At 72.1% G+C, this 17,359-nt stretch carries 19 protein-coding genes; 6 read left to right on the top strand and 13 right to left on the bottom strand.

Going from position 1 to position 17,359, the window contains the following annotated elements; all coding sequences use genetic code 11:
- Positions 1–10: 10 nt before the first annotated feature.
- Positions 11–856, top strand: a complete 846-nt coding sequence (locus ACZ63I_RS27620) for a spermidine synthase (protein ID WP_469341813.1) — start codon at positions 11–13, stop codon at positions 854–856.
- Here the strand turns inward: ACZ63I_RS27620 and ACZ63I_RS27615 are convergent.
- Both ACZ63I_RS27615 and ACZ63I_RS27610 read right to left on the bottom strand, forming a co-directional pair.
- A complete protein-coding gene (locus ACZ63I_RS27615; RefSeq protein WP_469341812.1) occupies positions 818–2,161 on the bottom strand; it encodes an MFS transporter in 1,344 nt (447 codons plus the stop codon). The two genes, ACZ63I_RS27620 and ACZ63I_RS27615, sit on opposite strands and share 39 nt — an antisense overlap.
- 97 nt (positions 2,162–2,258) lie before the next feature.
- Entirely contained in the window at positions 2,259–3,335 is a 1,077-nt protein-coding gene (locus ACZ63I_RS27610) for a DUF8017 domain-containing protein (RefSeq protein WP_469341811.1), read from the bottom strand.
- A gap of 253 nt (positions 3,336–3,588) precedes the next feature.
- On the opposite strand from ACZ63I_RS27610, the gene ACZ63I_RS27605 reads away from it, so the two are divergent.
- Positions 3,589–4,257, top strand: coding sequence for a DedA family protein (locus ACZ63I_RS27605; protein ID WP_469341810.1), 669 nt, complete (start codon positions 3,589–3,591; stop codon positions 4,255–4,257).
- A gap of 29 nt (positions 4,258–4,286) precedes the next feature.
- On the opposite strand, the gene ACZ63I_RS27600 is transcribed toward ACZ63I_RS27605, so the two are convergent.
- Positions 4,287–4,817 carry a gamma carbonic anhydrase family protein gene (locus ACZ63I_RS27600; RefSeq protein WP_469341808.1) on the bottom strand — a complete coding sequence of 177 codons (531 nt, stop codon included), beginning with the start codon at positions 4,815–4,817 and terminating at the stop codon, positions 4,287–4,289.
- 164 nt (positions 4,818–4,981) lie between these two features.
- On the opposite strand from ACZ63I_RS27600, the gene ACZ63I_RS27595 reads away from it, so the two are divergent.
- Positions 4,982–6,217, top strand: coding sequence for a cytochrome P450 (locus tag ACZ63I_RS27595; RefSeq protein ID WP_469341807.1), 1,236 nt, complete (start codon positions 4,982–4,984; stop codon positions 6,215–6,217).
- Here ACZ63I_RS27595 and ACZ63I_RS27590 read toward each other — a convergent pair.
- From ACZ63I_RS27590 to ACZ63I_RS27570, 5 genes are read right to left on the bottom strand one after another with little or no spacing between them, the layout of a single operon-like run.
- The gene (locus ACZ63I_RS27590; protein ID WP_469341806.1) at positions 6,198–7,445 is read right to left on the bottom strand and encodes a cytochrome P450; all 1,248 of its coding nucleotides are present in this window, start codon (positions 7,443–7,445) and stop codon (positions 6,198–6,200) included. The genes ACZ63I_RS27595 and ACZ63I_RS27590 overlap by 20 nt on opposite strands.
- Entirely contained in the window at positions 7,442–8,056 is a 615-nt protein-coding gene (locus ACZ63I_RS27585) for a GTP-binding protein (RefSeq protein WP_469341805.1), read from the bottom strand. The genes ACZ63I_RS27590 and ACZ63I_RS27585 overlap by 4 nt, the downstream gene beginning before the upstream one ends.
- Positions 8,037–8,396, bottom strand: coding sequence for a DUF742 domain-containing protein (locus ACZ63I_RS27580; RefSeq protein ID WP_469341804.1), 360 nt, complete (start codon positions 8,394–8,396; stop codon positions 8,037–8,039). Before ACZ63I_RS27580 ends, ACZ63I_RS27585 begins: the two co-directional genes overlap by 20 nt.
- Positions 8,393–8,812, bottom strand: coding sequence for a roadblock/LC7 domain-containing protein (locus ACZ63I_RS27575; RefSeq protein WP_469341803.1), 420 nt, complete (start codon positions 8,810–8,812; stop codon positions 8,393–8,395). The genes ACZ63I_RS27580 and ACZ63I_RS27575 overlap by 4 nt, the downstream gene beginning before the upstream one ends.
- Before the next feature lie 36 nt (positions 8,813–8,848).
- Complete coding sequence (locus tag ACZ63I_RS27570) at positions 8,849–10,516, bottom strand: sensor histidine kinase (RefSeq protein ID WP_469341801.1); 1,668 nt, start codon at positions 10,514–10,516, stop codon at positions 8,849–8,851.
- 285 nt (positions 10,517–10,801) lie between these two features.
- On the opposite strand from ACZ63I_RS27570, the gene ACZ63I_RS27565 reads away from it, so the two are divergent.
- The gene (locus ACZ63I_RS27565; protein WP_469341965.1) at positions 10,802–11,524 is read left to right on the top strand and encodes an acyltransferase; all 723 of its coding nucleotides are present in this window, start codon (positions 10,802–10,804) and stop codon (positions 11,522–11,524) included.
- A gap of 78 nt (positions 11,525–11,602) precedes the next feature.
- Here ACZ63I_RS27565 and ACZ63I_RS27560 read toward each other — a convergent pair whose 3' ends face one another.
- Positions 11,603–12,475 (bottom strand): DMT family transporter, encoded by an 873-nt coding sequence (locus ACZ63I_RS27560; protein WP_469341800.1) that lies wholly within the window; start codon positions 12,473–12,475, stop codon positions 11,603–11,605.
- Positions 12,476–12,566: 91 nt separating this feature from the next.
- On the opposite strand from ACZ63I_RS27560, the gene ACZ63I_RS27555 reads away from it, so the two are divergent.
- Together ACZ63I_RS27555 and ACZ63I_RS27550 are read left to right on the top strand one after the other, a co-directional pair.
- Entirely contained in the window at positions 12,567–13,139 is a 573-nt protein-coding gene (locus tag ACZ63I_RS27555; protein WP_469341798.1) for a helix-turn-helix domain-containing protein, read from the top strand.
- A 46-nt stretch (positions 13,140–13,185) separates the two neighbouring features.
- Positions 13,186–13,740 (top strand): YbaK/EbsC family protein, encoded by a 555-nt coding sequence (locus ACZ63I_RS27550; RefSeq protein WP_469341797.1) that lies wholly within the window; start codon positions 13,186–13,188, stop codon positions 13,738–13,740.
- Positions 13,741–13,756: 16 nt separating this feature from the next.
- Here the strand turns inward: ACZ63I_RS27550 and ACZ63I_RS27545 are convergent, their stop codons facing one another.
- The 4 genes from ACZ63I_RS27545 to ACZ63I_RS27530 form a co-directional block, all read right to left on the bottom strand.
- The gene (locus ACZ63I_RS27545) at positions 13,757–14,524 is read right to left on the bottom strand and encodes an HpcH/HpaI aldolase family protein (RefSeq protein ID WP_469341796.1); all 768 of its coding nucleotides are present in this window, start codon (positions 14,522–14,524) and stop codon (positions 13,757–13,759) included.
- A gap of 77 nt (positions 14,525–14,601) precedes the next feature.
- On the bottom strand, positions 14,602–15,603 hold the full coding sequence (locus ACZ63I_RS27540; protein WP_469341795.1) for an aldo/keto reductase: 1,002 nt from the start codon (positions 15,601–15,603) through the stop codon (positions 14,602–14,604).
- Entirely contained in the window at positions 15,600–16,430 is an 831-nt protein-coding gene (locus tag ACZ63I_RS27535) for an ATP-binding cassette domain-containing protein (RefSeq protein ID WP_469341794.1), read from the bottom strand. Before ACZ63I_RS27535 ends, ACZ63I_RS27540 begins: the two co-directional genes overlap by 4 nt.
- On the bottom strand, positions 16,427–17,359 hold the full coding sequence (locus tag ACZ63I_RS27530) for an ABC transporter ATP-binding protein (protein WP_469341793.1): 933 nt from the start codon (positions 17,357–17,359) through the stop codon (positions 16,427–16,429). The genes ACZ63I_RS27535 and ACZ63I_RS27530 overlap by 4 nt, the downstream gene beginning before the upstream one ends.

Below are 17,359 nucleotides of genomic sequence, written 5' to 3'. Positions count from 1 at the left end.
CAATGGGGAGGTGAACGAGCCCATTCCTGTCATCCGCGCCGTCGACTGCGGCACGGCGAAGCTGCTGCCCGACGTGGACAGGGAGCGGGCCTGGCTGCTGACGGTCGACGGCGCACCCCAGTCCTACGTCGACCTGGACGACCCGGCCCATCTGGAGTTCGAGTACATCCGCAGGCTCGGCCATGTCCTCGACTGCGCGGCCCCCGAGGGCGAGCCGCTGGCGGTGCTGCACCTCGGCGGCGGAGCCCTCACGCTGCCCCGCTACGTGGCGGCGACCCGCCCCGGCTCCCGGCAGACGGTCGTCGACTCGGACGCACCCCTGCTCGACCTCGTCGCCGAACTGCTCCCGATACCCGAGGGCGTGGGCATCGACGTGCACGCCGCCGACGCCAGAGCCTGGCTCGAACAGGCGCCGGACCGCTCCGCCGACGTGCTCGTCGCGGACGTCTTCGGCGGCTCACGCGTCCCCGCGCACCTCACCTCCGTCGAGTACGCACGCGAGGCCGAGCGGGTGCTGCGCACCGGCGGGATCTACGCCGCCAACCTCGCCGACGCCGCGCCCTTCGCCTTCCTCAGCTCCCAACTGGCCACCTTCGCCGCGGTCTTCGAGGAACTGGCGGTCATCGCCGAACCGGCCGTGCTGCGCGGCCGCCGCTTCGGCAACGCCGTACTCCTCGCCTCGCACACCCCGCTCGACACGGCGGCACTGGCCCGCAGGACCGCGGGCGACGCCTTCCCCGCACGGGTCGAGCACGGCGCGTCGCTGCGCCGCCTCGTCGGTGACGCCACGGCCGTACGGGACACGGGGGCCGTACCGTCACCGCTCCCGCCCGACGGCGCCTTCAGCATCGGCTGAGACGGTGGCGGAACCCGAGACGGCAGGTCCGGGTACCGGAAGCGCGCCCGCCGCACCCGCTTCGAGCACCGAGCCCTCTCCCTGGACCGAGCTGTGCACCGGTACGTCGGACAGGCGCCGCGTCAGCCGCCGTACGTCGGGCACGCACAGCACGGCGACCGTCAGCAGCAGGACCAGCCCCGAACAGCCCCACAGCGCCGCCGAGCGCCCGAAGGCGCTCTCGGCGGGACCCGCGAGCGCGGCGGCGACCGGCACCATGCCGACCGAGCCGAACCAGTCGTAGGCGGCGACCCGGGACAGCTTCTCCTCCGGGATCTCCTGGTGCAGCGCGGTCATCCACGACACACCGAAGATCTCGACCGAGACCCCCGTCAGGAACATCACCACCGTCAGCGCCACGATCGGCAGCGGCAGCGCCAGACCCGCCGAGGGCAGCGCGAGCGGCAGGATGCCCAGCGAGCCCGCCAGCAGCAGCCTGCGCGGCTTCCACCGGGTCATCAGCAGACCGCCGCCGACGGTCCCGGCCCCGAAAGCGGCCAGCGCCAGACCCCACGGCCCCGCGCCGCCCAGCGAGTCCCTGGCCACCAGCGGCCCGTACACCGACTCGGCCGCCGCGATGACCGCGTTGACCACGGAGAACTGGATCACGATCGCCCAGAGCCAGGGCCTGCCGACGACCTCGCGCCAGCCGTCCCGCAGATCCGCGAGCACCCCGTCACCCTTGCCGCGCGCCGGGACATGGCTGACGTCGAGGAAGGCCCGCAGCGTCCCCGCCACCAGGAAAGCGCCCGCGTCGACGGCGAGCACCCAGCCGGGGCCGAGCACACCGATCAGCGCGCCGCCCAGGGCGGCCCCGCCGATCCCCGCGCCGTTCATCGCCATCCGGTACACGGCGAAGGCGCTGCCCGCCTGCTCACCGCTGACGCTGGACATCACCATGCCCTCGGAAGCGGGGCTGAAGAACGCCTGGCCCGTGCCGCCGAGCCCGGCGAGCACCATCATCTGCCAGAGCTGGGCGTGGCCCGCCAGCACGAGCGCGGCGAACGCCGCCTGCGAGAGGCAGTTGAGCGCGTTCGCCGCGACCATCACGTGGTGCCGGGGCAGCCGGTCGGCCACCGCGCCGCCCACCAGCAGGAACAACACCAGCGGCACGGTGCGGGCGGCGGCCACCAGACCGACGTCACCGCTGTCGCCGCCCGCGTCGAGGACGGCGAACGCCGAGGCGATCAGCGCGCCCGAACTGCCCAGGTTGGTGATGATCGCCGCAGCGGTCAGCAGTCGGTAGTTGCGGCGTGGAGAGGTCACCCCGGGACTATCCCGGACCGGCACCCGCCTATCAAATCGTTTACCACCGGCCCGCGCCCGGCCGGGTCGGAGCCGGGCGCCGCCGTGCGGACACGACCTAGGAAGCCGACTCCGGCAGCCGGACCGTGTCGAGGATCTTCATCACCGTGGCGTCCGGCACCTCACCGGTCACCCCGGTGTTGGCGTACAGCACCCACGTGGTGAAGTCCCCCTTGGCGTTGCTGAAGGTGAAGGCGACCGACTTGCCGTCCGTGTCGCACTTCGACTTCTTGGTGAGGCCCTTGCTCGACGCCGTGGCGTAGCTCCCGGTCAGACCGGACTTGGTGGTGTACGGCTTGGCCTTGCTGACCGTGATCTTGTCCTTGCCCTTGGGGTCCTCCTGCGCGTAAGCGCCGAAGACCCAGGCCCCCGCCTCGTTGCGCGCCGCCGTCTGCGTGTCCTTCGCCCCCTGGCCGCCCTTGGTGCCGGTGCCGGCCAGGCTGGTGTCGGACGACTGGCCGTCCTGGTCCGGGTCCGACGAGCACCACTTGGACTTCAGATACGCCGGTGCGGAGAAGGAGATGTACGGGGTGCCGTCCCCCTTCTTCGAGTCCTCGAAGCCCGCGATGATGCCCGCCTTCTGCACCTCCCACTCCGGCGGGACGTCGAAGACCGTCCCGTGCTGCGGGTTGGTCACCACCTTCCACCCCGCGACCTGCGGCTTGGCACCGGCCGAGCCGTCACGCGGGTTGGGCTGCGAACCGGTGGGAGCCGGCTCCTCGGAACCGGAACCGGTGGGGGACGGCGACGAGGTGGAATCGGCCACCGGCTTCTTGTCGTCGTCCTTGCCGAGCACCAGGAAACCGGTGACCCCGGCCGCCACCAGGACAGCGAGCACGGCGACGATCGCGGTGATCTTCGTCTTCCTGCGGTCGTCACCCGGCGGCTTCGGCGGCCCCGGCTGCCCGCCCTGGCCGTACATCGGCACGGTCGGCTGCTGGTACGGATTGGGCTGCGGATACCCCGGCTGCTGCTGCGGATAGCCGGGCTGCTGCTGTCCGTACCCCGGTTGCTGGTACGGGTTGGGAGCCGGATTCGGCTGCTGTCCGTACCCCGGCTGCTGATACGGGTTCGGATTCTGATTCGGGTCCTGCGGGTTCTGCTCGCCCCCGGGCGGCTGCTGTCCTGGCCACATGGCGAGTAACCATAGAGGGGGCATGCAACAGTTGGCACCCCGCCCCGTACGCGGACCCCGGAAACCCCCGGTGTGCGGCTGTCAAGACGGAAACCGGCTGGATGCGCGTTCCCCGGCCGGGCGCCGCCCGCACGGCACCCGCCGGGCCCCTGGACCACCGCGCCCAGCGGGTAGGGTGAACAGGTGTGCTTCCGGACGGGGCAGGCCGGTCGGCTGCGCGGGGCGCACCAGGGGACAGCGGGAGGAACAGGCGTTGCACGTCCAGGAGTGGCTAGAGTCCGTACCGGCGGTCAGCGTCTACATCCTGGTGGCCGTGGTCATCGGGGTGGAGAGCCTGGGCATCCCGCTGCCCGGCGAACTCGTCCTGGTGGCAGCCGCGCTGCTCGCCTCCCAGCACGGCGACATCAACCCGTACATCCTCGCCGCCTGCGCGTCGACCGGAGCCGTCGCCGGCGACTCGACGGGGTACGCGATCGGCCGCAAGGGCGGCAGGCCCCTGCTCGCCTGGCTCGCCAGGAAATTCCCCAAGCACTTCGGTGAACCGCAGATCGCCATGGCGGAGCGGTCGTTCGAGAAGTGGGGCATGTGGGCGGTCTTCTTCGGCCGCTTCATCGCCCTGCTGCGGATCTTCGCGGGCCCGCTCGCGGGCGTCCTGCACATGCCGTACTGGAAGTTCCTGACCGCGAACCTGCTCGGCGGGATCGTCTGGGCCGGCGGTACGACCATCGTCGTCTACGAGGTCGGCGTCGTCGCCGAGGACTGGCTCAAGCGGTTCTCGTACGTGGGCCTGGCCGCCGCCGTGGTGGTCGGCGCCGGCTCGATGCTCCTGGTGCGCAACCGCGCTAAGAAGGCGCACGACCGGATGGAGGCCGAGCGGGCGACGGGCGACCAGGACTCCGTGACGGCGGCCACCACCGACTGACCGGCGGCTGCCGGTGCGGCCGGCGGCTGTCAGATCTCCCGCGCCTCGCGGTGCGCCTTCGCCAGATCCAGATAGACCGCCGCGTTGAGCTTGATCCCTTCGCGCTCCTCGTCGGTCAGCAGGCGCCGCACCTTGGCCGGCACCCCCGCGACCATCGATCCCGGTTCCACCCGCATGCCCTGCGGCACGAGTGTCTGTGCCGCGACCAGGGAACCGGCCCCGATATGGGCCCCGTTGAGCACCGTCGCCCCCATCCCGATCAGTACGTCGTCCTCGACGGTGCAGCCGTGCAGCACCGCGTTGTGCCCGACCGAGACCCGCTCGCCCACGGTCAGCGGCATGCCCGGGTCGGAGTGCAGGGTGCAGTTGTCCTGGATGTTGCAGTCGGCGCCGAGCCGGATCGCACCGCAGTCGGCCCGCAGCACCGTGTGGTACCAGACGCTGGCGCCGGCCGCCACGGAGACCTCACCGACCACCACGGACGTCGGTGCCAGAAAGGCGGCGGGGTCGATCTCGGGGCTCTTGCCGCCGACGCCCGCCACCCATGCCCGCTGTGTCATCCGTGCTCTCCTTCGTCACCGGTCGTCACAGGAACCGTAGGCGACCGGCCGCCGCGTGCCGACGCCAGGTCGGCCAGGAGTTGGCTGTTTCCGTCGGCCGACGATCAATAGCCTTGGTGGTACTGCCAGTTATCGACCGGCCCGGTCCCGACCGAGGGAGTTCCATGGCCACCGCACAGCAGATACCCGACATCCTGTCGGCCGAGTTCGCCGCCGACCCCTACCCGGCGTACCGGGTGATGCGCGAGAGCGCGCCCCTCATCTGGCACGAGGCCACCCGGAGTTACATCATCTCGCGCTACGACGACGTCGAACGCGTCTTCAAGGACCGGGAGTCGGTCTTCACCACCGACAACTACGACTGGCAGATCGAACCCGTGCACGGCAAGACCATCCTGCAGCTCAGCGGCCGTGAGCACGCGGTGCGCAGGGCGCTGGTCGCCCCCGCCTTCCGGGGCGCCGACCTGCGGGAGAAGTTCCTGCCGGTCATCGACCGCAACGCGCGCGAGCTGATCGACGCCTTCCGGGACACCGGCTCCGTCGATCTGGTCGGCGGCTTCGCGACCCGCTTCCCCGTCAATGTCATCGCCGACATGCTCGGGCTCGACCGGGCCGACCACGACAAGTTCCACGGCTGGTACACCGCCGTCATCGCCTTCCTCGGCAATCTGTCCGGCGACGCCGCCGTCACCGCGGCCGGCGAGCGCACCCGGATCGAGTTCGCCGAGTACATGATCCCGATCATCAGGGACCGCAGGGAGAACCTGGGCGACGATCTGCTGTCCACGCTCTGCGCCGCCGAGGTCGACGGCGTACGGATGAGTGACGAGGACATCAAGGCGTTCTGCAGCCTGCTCCTCGCGGCCGGCGGCGAGACCACCGACAAGGCCATCGCCTCGATCTTCGCGAACCTGCTGCTCCACCCGGAACAGCTCGCCGCCGTACGGGCCGACCGCGCGCTGATACCGCGCGCCTTCGCCGAGACACTGCGGTTCACCCCGCCGGTGCACATGATCATGCGGCAGACCGCGACGGAGGTCGAACTGAGCGGTGGCACGATCCCGCCGGGCGCCACGGTCACCTGTCTGATCGGGGCCGCCAACCGGGACGGCTCCCACTACCGGGACCCCGACACCTTCGACATCTTCCGGGACGACCTGACCGCCACCACCGCCTTCTCCGCCGCCGCCGACCATCTGGCCTTCGCGCTCGGGCGGCACTTCTGCGTCGGGGCGCTGCTCGCGAAGGCCGAGATCGAGACCGGTGTCGACCAACTGCTCGACGCCATGCCCGACGTACGGCTCGACGACGGCTTCGACCCCGTCGAACAAGGGGTGTTCACCCGGGGACCCGCCTCGCTCCCGGTGCGCTTCACCCCCGTCACTGCACGACAGGGGTGAACCGGACCGGCAGCGACATCAGCCCCCGCATCCAGATCGAGGGACGCCAGGTCAGCTCGGAGGGATCCACCGAGAGCACCACGTCAGGCAGGCGTTCGAGCAGGGTCTCCACGGCCGTACGCGCGATCACGTCGGCCAGCAGCGGCGCCGGATAGGGGCAGCGGTGCTCGCCGTTGCTGAACGACAGATGGGAGGAGTTCTCGGCGCCGACATGGCCCTCGGGCCAGATCTGCGGATCGGTGTTGGCGGCGGCGAGACCGAGCACCACGCAGTCGCCCGCCTTGATCTGCCGGCCGCCCAACTGGGTGTCGCGCACCGCCCATCGGCCGATGAAGTTCTGCGTCGGGGTGTCCAGCCACAGCACCTCGTTGAGCGCCTGCCCGACGCTGAGCCGCCCGCCGGACACATTCAGCGCGAACCGGTCGTCGGTCAGCAGCAGCCGGAGCGTGTTGCAGATCCAGTTGGCGGTCGGCTGCTGGGCAGCGGCGATCACGGTGATCAGATCCTGGACCACCTCGTCGTCGGCGAGCGCCGCCGGATGGGTCAGCATCCGCGAGGTCACGTCGGAGCCGGGGCTGTTGCGCTTGTCCTTGACCAACTGCTCGATACGCGTCTGCACCCGCAGATACGCGGCCACCGGATCGTCGCCCTCGGCCGCGTCCAGCGAGATCCGCAGATCCCGTACCAGCTCCTCGGTGTCCCCGCCGCCCGCCGGCATACCGCAGAGCCGTACGACAGCACGCATCGGCAGCGCGTGCGCGTACCCGGACATCAGCTCGGCCTGCCCGCTCCCGGCGAACGAGTCGATCAGGCCGTCGCTGATCTCCCGGCACATCAGGGCCAGTTCGAACTGGTCGACGGCCTCCAGCGCCTCGGTGATCACCCCGGCCCGCCGCTGGTGCTCGGCCGCCTCGGTGAACAGCACCGAGGGCTGATACCCGACGTACGGCATCAGCGGCCAGTCGGCCGGGATGGCCGGCCACTGGTTCCAGCGCCGGGAGTCGCGGGCGAACAGCTCGTCGTGCCCGGTGACGTAGGAGACCTCGTTGTAGCCGAGGACCAGCCAGGCCGGGATGTCGCCGTCGAGCAGCACCGGGGCGACGGCGCCGTGCTCCCTGCGCAGTTCGCGGTAGATCTGCGAAGGGGTCTGCTGATAGGCCAGGCCGCTCAGCGGCACGGCGTCCACCTGCCGGGTATCCGGCGGCCGGGGTTCGGACGGATCGGTCATGGGGTCATCTCCCGTGCCATGGCCAGTTCGTAGAGGTGGTCCACGAGGGTGATCAGGACGTTCTTCCCCGACGAGCGCACCCGTGCGTCGCAGTCGATCATCGGGACATGCTCGGGCAGCGACAGCGCCTGGCGGATCTCCGCCAGCGAGAACGCCGAGGCGTCCGAGTCGAACCGGTTGACCGCGACCACGAACGGCGTCTTGTGGTGTTCGAGCCGGTCGACCGCGTACCAGGACTCGCTCATCCGCCGGGTGTCCACGAGCACGACGGCGCCGAGCGTCCCGGAGAACAGCCGGTCCCACAGGAACCAGAACCGCTCCTGCCCGGGAGCCCCGAACAGGTACAGCACCATCCGCTTGTTGAGGCTGATCCGGCCGAAGTCGAAGGCCACGGTCGTGGTGGTCTTGGTCGCCACGCCGGCGGCGTCGTCGACACCGACCCCCGCCTGGGTCATGACCTCTTCGGTGTTGAGCGGTCTGATCTCGCTGACGGAGCGGACCAGGGTGGTCTTGCCCACCCCGAAACCGCCCACGATGACGATCTTCAGCCCGGTCTCGGCCGCATCGGTCAGCGGTATACGAGCGGACTGCTCAGAGGTTGCGGAGTCCATGGAGCACCTCCTTCAGAAGGACGGAGTCGGGCAGTGCGGCGGCGGACCGCGGGCCGGGCGGGCGGCGCGCGGTGATCCGGCCTGTCACCAGGAGGTCGCCGAGGAGGATCCTGACCACCGTCACCGGCAGCCGCAGCTCGGCGGAGACCTCCACCACCGCCGTGGGATGCCGGCACAGCTCCAGGATCCTGATGTGCTCCGACTGGGTGCCCGGTGTCGGCTCGCACTCGCTGACGATCAGCGTGACCAGGTCGAACGTGTCGTCGTCGACCCGGCTGCGGCCGCCGGTCACGGTGTACAGCCGGTCGGGGTCCCCGAGGTCGACGGGCCTGCGGGTCACGACGAGGAGCCTCCCTGCGCCGGGGTGCGCGGCTCGGCCCGCAGATGCTCACCGATCTGCTCGACCAGCTCGGTCATCTGATGACCGACCACGCCCGGGTCGGCGCCGTCCTCGGCGACGACGGCCAGATGGGCACCGTCGCCCGCGGCGACGATGAACAGCAGCCCGCCGTGGAACTCGGTCATCGAGTGCCGTACGCCCCCGGCGCCGTTGCCGAACTCCACCGAAGCCCCCTGCGCCAGCGCCTGGATCCCCGAGCAGATAGCGGCCAGTTGGTCGGCCTGGTCGAGGGTGAGATGGCGGCTCCAGCAGAGCTTGAGCCCGTCGCGGGAGAGGACCACGGCGTGCCGGGTGGCCGGGGTGCGTTCCAGCAGGCTTTCGAGGAGCCAGGTCAGGCTGGTGTCAGTGGTCTGCATGGGGTGCCTCGCTTTCCGGTGGGGGGTGCGCCCGGCCTAACTGGCGGGGCCTTCGGCGTCGGGGCGCAGCGGCGCGCGGCGGGACCGGTGGAAGGCCCCGAACTGCGCTCCCGCGTCACGCGCGGGCGGTACGGCGGCGGGCCCCGACTCGTCCGGGTGCCGGTCGCGGTCGGCGGCGGCCATGGTGCGGCCCGGCGGCCGTACCGGCAGTCCGCCCGGTGTCGCCACCCGCGGCCCGCCGACCGCTGCGGGCGGCGGCACGGGCGCCGGGTCCTGCGGCGCTGCGGGCGCCGGTACTTCGGCCGCCGGGCGGCGCGGATACTGCTCGGCGACGCCGCGCTGCTCGGCGACGCCGCCGCGCTGCTGGGCGAGGAGTTGCGGCGGGATCAGCACGACCACGCCCGTACCGCCGCGCGAGGACGGCCGGAAGCTCACGTTCGTGCGGTACTTGGCCGCCAGCCTGCCGACCACGGCGAGCCCGAGCCGGGTCCCGCGCAGCGTCGCCAGGTCGTTGGAGCGGCCCGAAACGGACTCCTCGGCCCTGCGCATCGCCGCGTCGGCCATCTTCAGACCGCTGTCCTCGATCGTCACCACGATTCCGGCGGTGCGCTCCTCGACGTAGACATGCACCTCGTCGATGGGCGGGGAGAAGTTGGCCGCGTTGTCCATGAGTTCGGCCAGCAGGTGCATCACGCCCTCGGCGGCGAACCCGACGATCGCCGCGTCGCTGGAGCAGTGCAGCCGCACCCGCCGGTACGCGGCGATCCGGCCGACGGCGCCGCGCAGGATGGACTCCATCCCGATCGGCTTGTTCCAGGCGCGCGAGGCCCGGCCGCCCATCAGCAGCGCGAGCCGGTCGGTGAGCAGCCCGAGCTGCGAGGTGTTGTGATCGAGCTTCAGCAGATCACCGAACACCTCTTCGCCGTAACGGTCCTGCATCTCGCGCAGATCGGCGAGCATGCTGACCGCCTTCGCCTGGACCCGGCTGAGCGCCTTGGCGCTGGCCGCCTGCGCCGCCATCGCGCGCCGCTCACTGACGGCGAACTCCCTGACCAGCGTCTCCAGCAGCACCCGCAGCCGCGGGTCGGCCGGCGCTTCGAGCCTGCCGAGCACCGTGTCGGCCGAACTGCCCTGGCGCAGACCGTCGAACGCGTCGGGGAGCGTCTTCGTCATCAGCCGGTCCAGGCCGTCGGCGGCCTCGACCAGCCGGCCGACGGCCGTCTCGTTGGCGGCGACGGCCTTCTCGGCGCGCTGTTCGTCGGCCGCGATCTCCGCCGCGAACAGCCGCAGCACCTCGCGCAGCCGGGGATCGGTCGGCCGCGGCGCCGTGGCAAGGGCGTCGTCGGCGCTCGCGCCGTCCCGCAGCCGCTTCAGCACGGCGGGCAGTGTCACGTTCACCAACTGGGCCGACTCGGCGGTGAGCGCGGCCAGTCGGGCGCCCGCCCCCTGCGCGTCGCCCTCGGCAGCGCCCGCCGCGCGCCTGCTGCGCCGTACCAGCAGCGCGGCCGTGAGGACCGTGAGCGCCAGGCACGTCCAGGCGGTGACGACCGTGGCGAGCACCCAGGCCCGCGCGCCGCCGGGGGCGGCGGCGGCCACCGCACCGCCCGTACCGGCCGCCACCGCCAGCAGGGCGAGAGGTACGGCGACGGGGAACGGGCTCACCTTCCGTATGCGGTGCGGGCTGGGGGCGACAGGCACTGTCATTCCGCGGTCCCTCGGTGCTCGAGTGCGGGGGGAAAGACCGGCCGGCCAGCGCGCAACCGGCCGGGGGACTCCATATGTGGCGCTCATGCTAACCACGCGCAGTCGCGTGATTACGCGTACAACGTGCGCGGGCCACACGTCCGGGGGAGTCCGCCCTGAAGACACCCGCGGCGGCCGGGGACCGTGGTACACAAGGGGACCGTGTGCCGTATCGGAGTACCGGCGGCGCGCTAGCGTGGCGGTGTGCTGAAGAGTCCCGAGAGCCGTACCACCGCCTTCGCCGCGTTGACCGGCGCGCTGACGCGCGGGTGGCGCCGTCTCGCCACGCGGGCCGTCCAGGGCGGCTGGCGCTGGATCCAGCGCGCGGGCGCCGTCACCGCCGAGCATCCGGGGCGGCTGCGGTTCGCCCGGATCGGCCCCGGCACCCGGCTCGCCTTTCCGCAGGGCACCGTCTTCGGCGAGCCGTGGATCGAGCTGGGCCACCACTGCGTCATCGGTGAACAGGTCACCCTCACCGCCGGGATGATGCCAGGACTCGACCTCGGCCCCGACCCGATCCTCCTGGTCGGCGACGGGGTGGTGCTGGGGCGGGGCAGCCATGTCATCGCCGACACCAAGGTCACCATCGGGCCCGAGACGTACTGCGGTCCGTACGTCTACATCACGACCACGAACCACAGTTACGACGATCCGCACGTCCCCGTCGGCAAGCAGTGGCCCCGGATGTCACCCGTGGTCATCGGGGCGGGCTGCTGGCTGGGCACAGGCGCGGTGATCCTGCCGGGCGCCAGGCTCGGCCGCAACGTGGTCGTCGCCGCGGGCGCCGTCGTACGGGGCGAGGTGCCCGACCACGCGGTGGTGGCGGGCGCGCCCGCCAAGGTCGTACGGAGTTGGCATCCGGAGCGCGGCTGGCAGCCGCCGCTGCGCACCCCGGCTCCGGTGCCGATCCCAGAGGGCATCACCCCGCAGCAACTGCTGGCGCTCGCCGAACTGGAGCAGGAATCCTGAGCGTTGACTCCCGAGCCATGACTCCCGAGCCATGACTCCTACGCGTTGAGTCCTGGGCGTTGACTCCTTGAGCCGCGGTCAGCCGGCGGCGAGCAGCACCGTGCCCACCAGGGCGAGTCCGGCGCCCGCCGCCTGCACGGTGCGCAGCCGTTCCCCCAGCACCCCGCGCGCGGCGACCGCCGTCACGACCGGGTAGAGCGAGGCCAGTACGGCGGCGACGGTGACCGGGCCGTGCTGGGCCGCGATCGAGTACGTCCCGTTGGCGGCCACATCGGCGAGGCCCACGAAGGCCAGCGCGGGCAGTGCCGCCCGTACGAGCCGGAGCCGGCCGTCCTCGGCGGGCGGCAGCGCGGGGGCGCCGCGCCGCGTCGAGACGTACAGCGCGCCGCCGCCGACGGCGACATTGGTGACGCGCTGGACGAAGAGCGCGAGGAACAGCCCGGTGAGGGTGGTGGACGCGTGGGAGATCAGCGTCATCACCGTGCCGAACCCGACGGCGGCGACGAGGGTGAGCAGGATCGCCCGGCGGTGCACCGGGGCGCCGCGCAACTGCGGGCCGCCCGCCAGCACGATGCCGGCGACGGCCACGGCGATGCCGGCGAACTGGAGCAGCCCCGGCCGCTCGCCGACGAGCAGTCCCACGCCGACCGGTACGGCCACGCCGATGGAGCCGAGCGGCGAGACGACGCCCATCGGGCCGAGCGCGAGCGCCTTGTAGAAGCAGAGCATCGCCACCGGGCCGACGGCGCCCGCCCCCACCGCGTACCAGAGCCGCGGATCCGCCTCCGACCAGCCGCCGGTCGCCGCGACGACACAGCCGAGCACCACCACCGCGACGGTCTGCGAGAGCACCACGACCGTCAGCGCCGGCATCCGGCGCGTCAGCAGTCCGCCGCCGAAGTCGGCCATGCCCCAGAGCAGGCTGGTGGCCAGGGCGAACAGTGCGGTCATGGGGCCCTCGCAGTACAGTTCGGTGCACGATTGGTGCATCACACCGTAGTGCAGTCTGTTGAACTCCTCAATTAATTATATTGGACGGAATGTGTCGGACCTCGACCAGCTCACCCAGTCGCTCGCCCGGAACCTCAAACGCTGGCGCGGTGAGCGGGGCTTCACGCTCGACGCGCTGGCGGCGCGGGCCGGGGTCAGCCGGGGGATGATCATCCAGATCGAGCAGGCCCGCACCAACCCCAGCGTCGGCACGACGGTCAAGCTCGCCGACGCGCTGGGCGTCAGCATCACCACACTCCTCGACTACGAACAGGGCCCGCAGGTCAGGGTGGTGCCGGGGGACCAGACCGTACGGATGTGGTCGACCCCGGCCGGCAGCAGCTCCACCCTGCTCGTCGGCACCGAGTCCGGCGGTCCGCTGGAACTGTGGTCGTGGGTCCTGATGCCCGGCGACTCCAGCGCTTCCGACCCGCACCCCGACGGCACGACCGAACTGCTCCATGTGACGGCCGGCGAGCTGACGCTCGTCGTGGACGGCGAGACGCACCCCGTCCCCGCGGGCTCGTCGGCGACCTTCGAGGCGAACGTCGCGCACGGCTACCGCAACGACGGCGCCGCACCGGTGGAGCTGATCATGTCCGTCTCCATCCCGCCCGTGCGCTGACCAGGGTCTGCCGTGACCCCGGCCCGCCCCTGTTAGCGTGCGGCGTATGCGCGCTCCCATCGGAAACTTCGCCGACGCCACACCGGCCCCCGACTGCCTCGACCTGCTCACCGCGCCGGTCGCCGACGCCGTACGCGGCTGGCAGGGCGATGTGCCCGCCGAGCACTTGGTGTTCGTGGACAGCGACCCGGAAGTCGCCGACACCGCCGCGTTCGTGGAGCACTACGGCGCCGAGCTGTTCGACGTGTCGGCCAACTGCGTCGTCGTCGCCGGCAAGCGCGGCGGTGAGACGACGCTGGCCGCGTGTGTCGTCCTGTCCCGTACCCGGGTCGACGTCAACGGCGTGGTGCGCAAGCAACTCGGCTCCCGCAAGGCGTCGTTCGCGCCGATGGACACGGCAGTCCAGGAGACCGGCATGGAGTACGGCGGCATCACGCCGATCGGGCTGCCGGCCGGCTGGCCGCTGCTCGTGGACCCCGCGGTCGTCGACACCGAATGGGTCCTGATCGGCAGCGGCCGCCGCCGCGGCAAGCTGATCGTGCCGGGGAAGGTCTTCACCGGCCTGCCGGGCGCCGTCGTCGTACCCGGCCTCGGCGGCTGAACAGGCCGTCCGGCGGCTACTTGGCGCGGGCGGCGGCGAGATGACCGCTCGCCGCCTGCTCCAGATGGACCAGGTCGCTGGCGACCGTGGCGAAGGTGAACCCCTCGGCGAGCCGGCGTGCCGCGCTCGCGCCGTCCGGGTTGTGGATGCCGGCCGCGATCCCCGCCGCTGCCGCCGCCTCCCTGATCGTCACCAGCGCCGCCTCGAACTCCCCGTCCAGCGCCGGGTCGTTCGGGGTGGCGCCGCCGAGGCCGATCCGCAGGTCCGAAGGACCGACATAGATGCCGTCGAGCCCCGGGGTCGCGCAGATCGCCGCCACCTCGCCGAGCCCTTCGGCCGTCTCGATCATCGCGATGACGACCGTCTGCTCGTGCGCCTCCGCCGGCGTCGGGCCGATCCGCAGGGCCGAGCGCATCGGCCCGTACGAGCGCCGCCCGAGCGGCGGGTAGCGTACGGCGGCGACGGCGTCCGCAGCGTCGGCGGCCGAGTCGACCAGCGGCACGATCACCCCGGCGGCCCCCGCGTCCAGCGCGTGCCCGATCGCCGCCGCCTCGTTGGCCTCCACCCGCACCAGACCGACCGCCGTACTGCCCTTGGTGTCGACGGCCGTCAGCGAGGCGAGCAGACCGCGGTACTCGATCAGCCCGTGCTGGGCGTCCAGCGCCACATAGTCGTACCCGAGTCTGGCGACGCGCTCGGTGGAGACGGGCGAGTCCAGGACCGACCAGTAGCCGATGAGCTGCTGACGGGCGCGCAGGGCGGTGGCGAACGCGGCGGGGTTCATGGGAAGTTGCTCTCCTTCATGCGGGGTGCGGTGCGGGGGGTTCGGTGCCGGCGGCGCCGTCTCGGCCGTCGGGGGTCTCAGCGGTGGTACGCGGGCATCGGTCCGCGCAGGGCCTGGCCCACCTCGTCGCAGGCGGCCGTCACATCGGCGGGCAGCGGCCCAGCGGCGGCCGCCGCGATGTTGGCGGTGAGCTGCGCGGTGCTGGAACCGCCCAGCAGCAGGGCGTCGGTCGACGGACGCCCCAGCAGCCAGCGCAGGGCCAGCTCGGTGAGCGGCAGGCCCGCCGCTTCGGCGATGGTGGTGAGCTGCCCGACGGCGTCGAACAGCCGCTCGTCCCAGTAGCGTTGCCGGTACATCCCGGCGAGCTTGGAGTCACCGAACCGCCCCGCCGAAGGCGTCTCGGCGAACCGGTGTCTGCCGGTGAGCAGCCCGCCGCCGAGCGGGTTGTAGACCATCGTGCGCAGCCCGCTGTCCGCCGCGTACTCGACGTACTCCTCCTCGATCCTGCGGGCCAGCAGGTTGTGGAGCTGCTGCGCGACGACCGGCCGTGGCGCGCCCACCTCGTCGGCGGTGCGCACCAGTTCGGCGATCCGCCAGGCGGCGAAGTTGGAGACGCCGAGCGCGAGCACCTTCCCCTCGGCGACGAACTCCGCGATCGTGCCCAGGGTTTCGGCGAGCGGTGTGGCCCGGTCGGGCTGGTGCAGATAGAACAGGTCGACCCGGTCGGTGCCGAGCCGCTTGAGGCTCCCGTCCAGCGCGGCCCGCAACCCGGCTGCCGACAGCGGCGCGTGGTCGCCCTGGTCCGGGTGCGGGATGCCGGCCTTCGTGGCGAGCACGATCCGCTCACGCCGCCCCGGCAGCAGCCCGCCGAGGATGCTTTCGCTCGCGCCGCCCGCGTAGCCGTTGGCGGTGTCGACGCCGGTGAGCCCCGCGTCCAGCGCCGTGTCCAGCATCGCGGCCGCACCCGCCGCGTCGACGGTGTCGCCGAAGGTCATCGTGCCGAGCACGAGCCGGGACAGCGGGACGGGCACCTGCGGCAGTGCGACGGATCCGACGGTGGAGTCGGTGCCGGTGGTCACTTCGTGATTCCTTCCGGTACGGCGGTGAGCAGGGCGCGCGGCTTGCGGCCCTTGATCGCCACGGGGTCGAGGGAGGCGCGGCGCAGCGCCCGGGTGTACGGGTCGGCGGGCGCTGCGAGCACATCGGCGGTCGCTCCCGTCTCGACGACCCGCCCCGCGCGCAGCACCACGACATCGGTGCTGATCTCCCGTACGACCCCGAGGTTGTGTGCGATGACGAGATACGCGATCCCGGTCTCGGCCTGCAACTCCCGCAGCAGCTCCAGCACTTGGGCCTGGACCGACACGTCGAGGGCCGAGGTCGCCTCGTCGCACACCAGCAGTTCGGGGCTGGAGGCGAGCGCCCTGGCGATACCGATGCGCTGGCGCTGGCCGCCGGAGAACTCCGGCGGGCGGCGGTGCAGCGCGGCGGACGGCAGGCCGACCCGGTCGATGAGGGCGGCGGCCCGCTTGGCCCGCTCCGCCTTGTCCCTGACCCCGGCCAGCCTCAGCGGCTCGGCGACGATGTCCTGGGCGCTCAGATGGGGATCGAGCGAGCCGTACGGGTCCTGGAAGACCATCTGCACCCGGTGGCGCAGCGGACGCAGCCGCCGCTCGGGCAGCGCCGCCAGGTCCTCGCCGTCCAGCAGGATCCGGCCGGAGGCCGGCTTCAGCAGCCGGACCAGCGCGCGGGCGAGGGTGGACTTGCCCGACCCGGACTCGCCGACGACCGCGAGCCGGCCGCCGCGCTCCAGCGTGAACGAGACGTCGTCCACGGCCCGGAAGGGCCCCTGCCGGGTGGCGTACTCGACGACGAGGTTCTCGACGGACAACAGTGGTGTGCTCACCTGGCTGCTCCCTGCGCTGCGATGTCGGTGCCGGACCCGGCGCCTGGACCGGCTCCGGGCGGACTCTGGCCGTCCTCGTCCCAGGGGCCGAGGCGCGGCACCGCCGCGAGCAGATCACGGGTGTACCGCTCGACGGGGGATTCGACGATCTGCTCCGCCGTGCCCGACTCGACGAACCGGCCCTCCCGCATCACATGGATCCGGTCGGAGACCATCCTGGCCACCCCCAGGTCGTGCGTGATCATCAGTATGCCGATGCCGGTGCGCTCCTGGAGTTCCATCAGCAGCCCCAGCACGCTCGCCTGGACGGTGGCGTCCAGCGCCGACGTCGGCTCGTCCGCGACGAGCAGCCGGGGTTCGGCGGCGAGTGCGACGGCGATCAGGACGCGTTGCAGCATGCCGCCGGAGAACTGGTGCGGATAGGCCTTCCAGCGGGTCTCCGGGTGCGGGATGTGCACCTGCGCCAGCAGCTCGGTGCCCCGCTCCCTGGCCTCGGCCCTGGACAGCTCAGGACGGCGCAGCCGCACGGCGTCGCCGAGCTGGCGGCCGATGGTGTGGACCGGGCTCAGCGCGGTCATCGGGTCCTGCGGGACGAGCGAGACGGTACGGCCGCGCAGCCGGCGTACCGCGCCGGGGTCGGCGATCACGTCCGTACCGGTGATGCGGACGCTGCCGGACATGACGGCGAGTCCTTCGGGCAGCAGCCGCAGCACCCCCATGGCCGTGGTCGACTTGCCCGACCCCGACTCGCCGATGAGGGTGACGGTCTCGCCCTGCCGCACGGTGAAGTCGACACCGTCGACCGCGCGCACCACGCCGTGCGGGGTGACCAGTTCGATCTGCAGGCCCGCCACGTCGAGGAGCGTCTCGTCGGGGCGGTCGAGGTGGTCGGGATGGTCGGGGCGTTCGGACACCGGTGTGCCGGTCAT

This window comes from Streptomyces sp. NPDC087906 (assembly GCF_055584925.1).
Note: the sequence above shows the minus strand (reverse complement) of the source record. Positions and strands in the feature narration are given on the sequence as shown.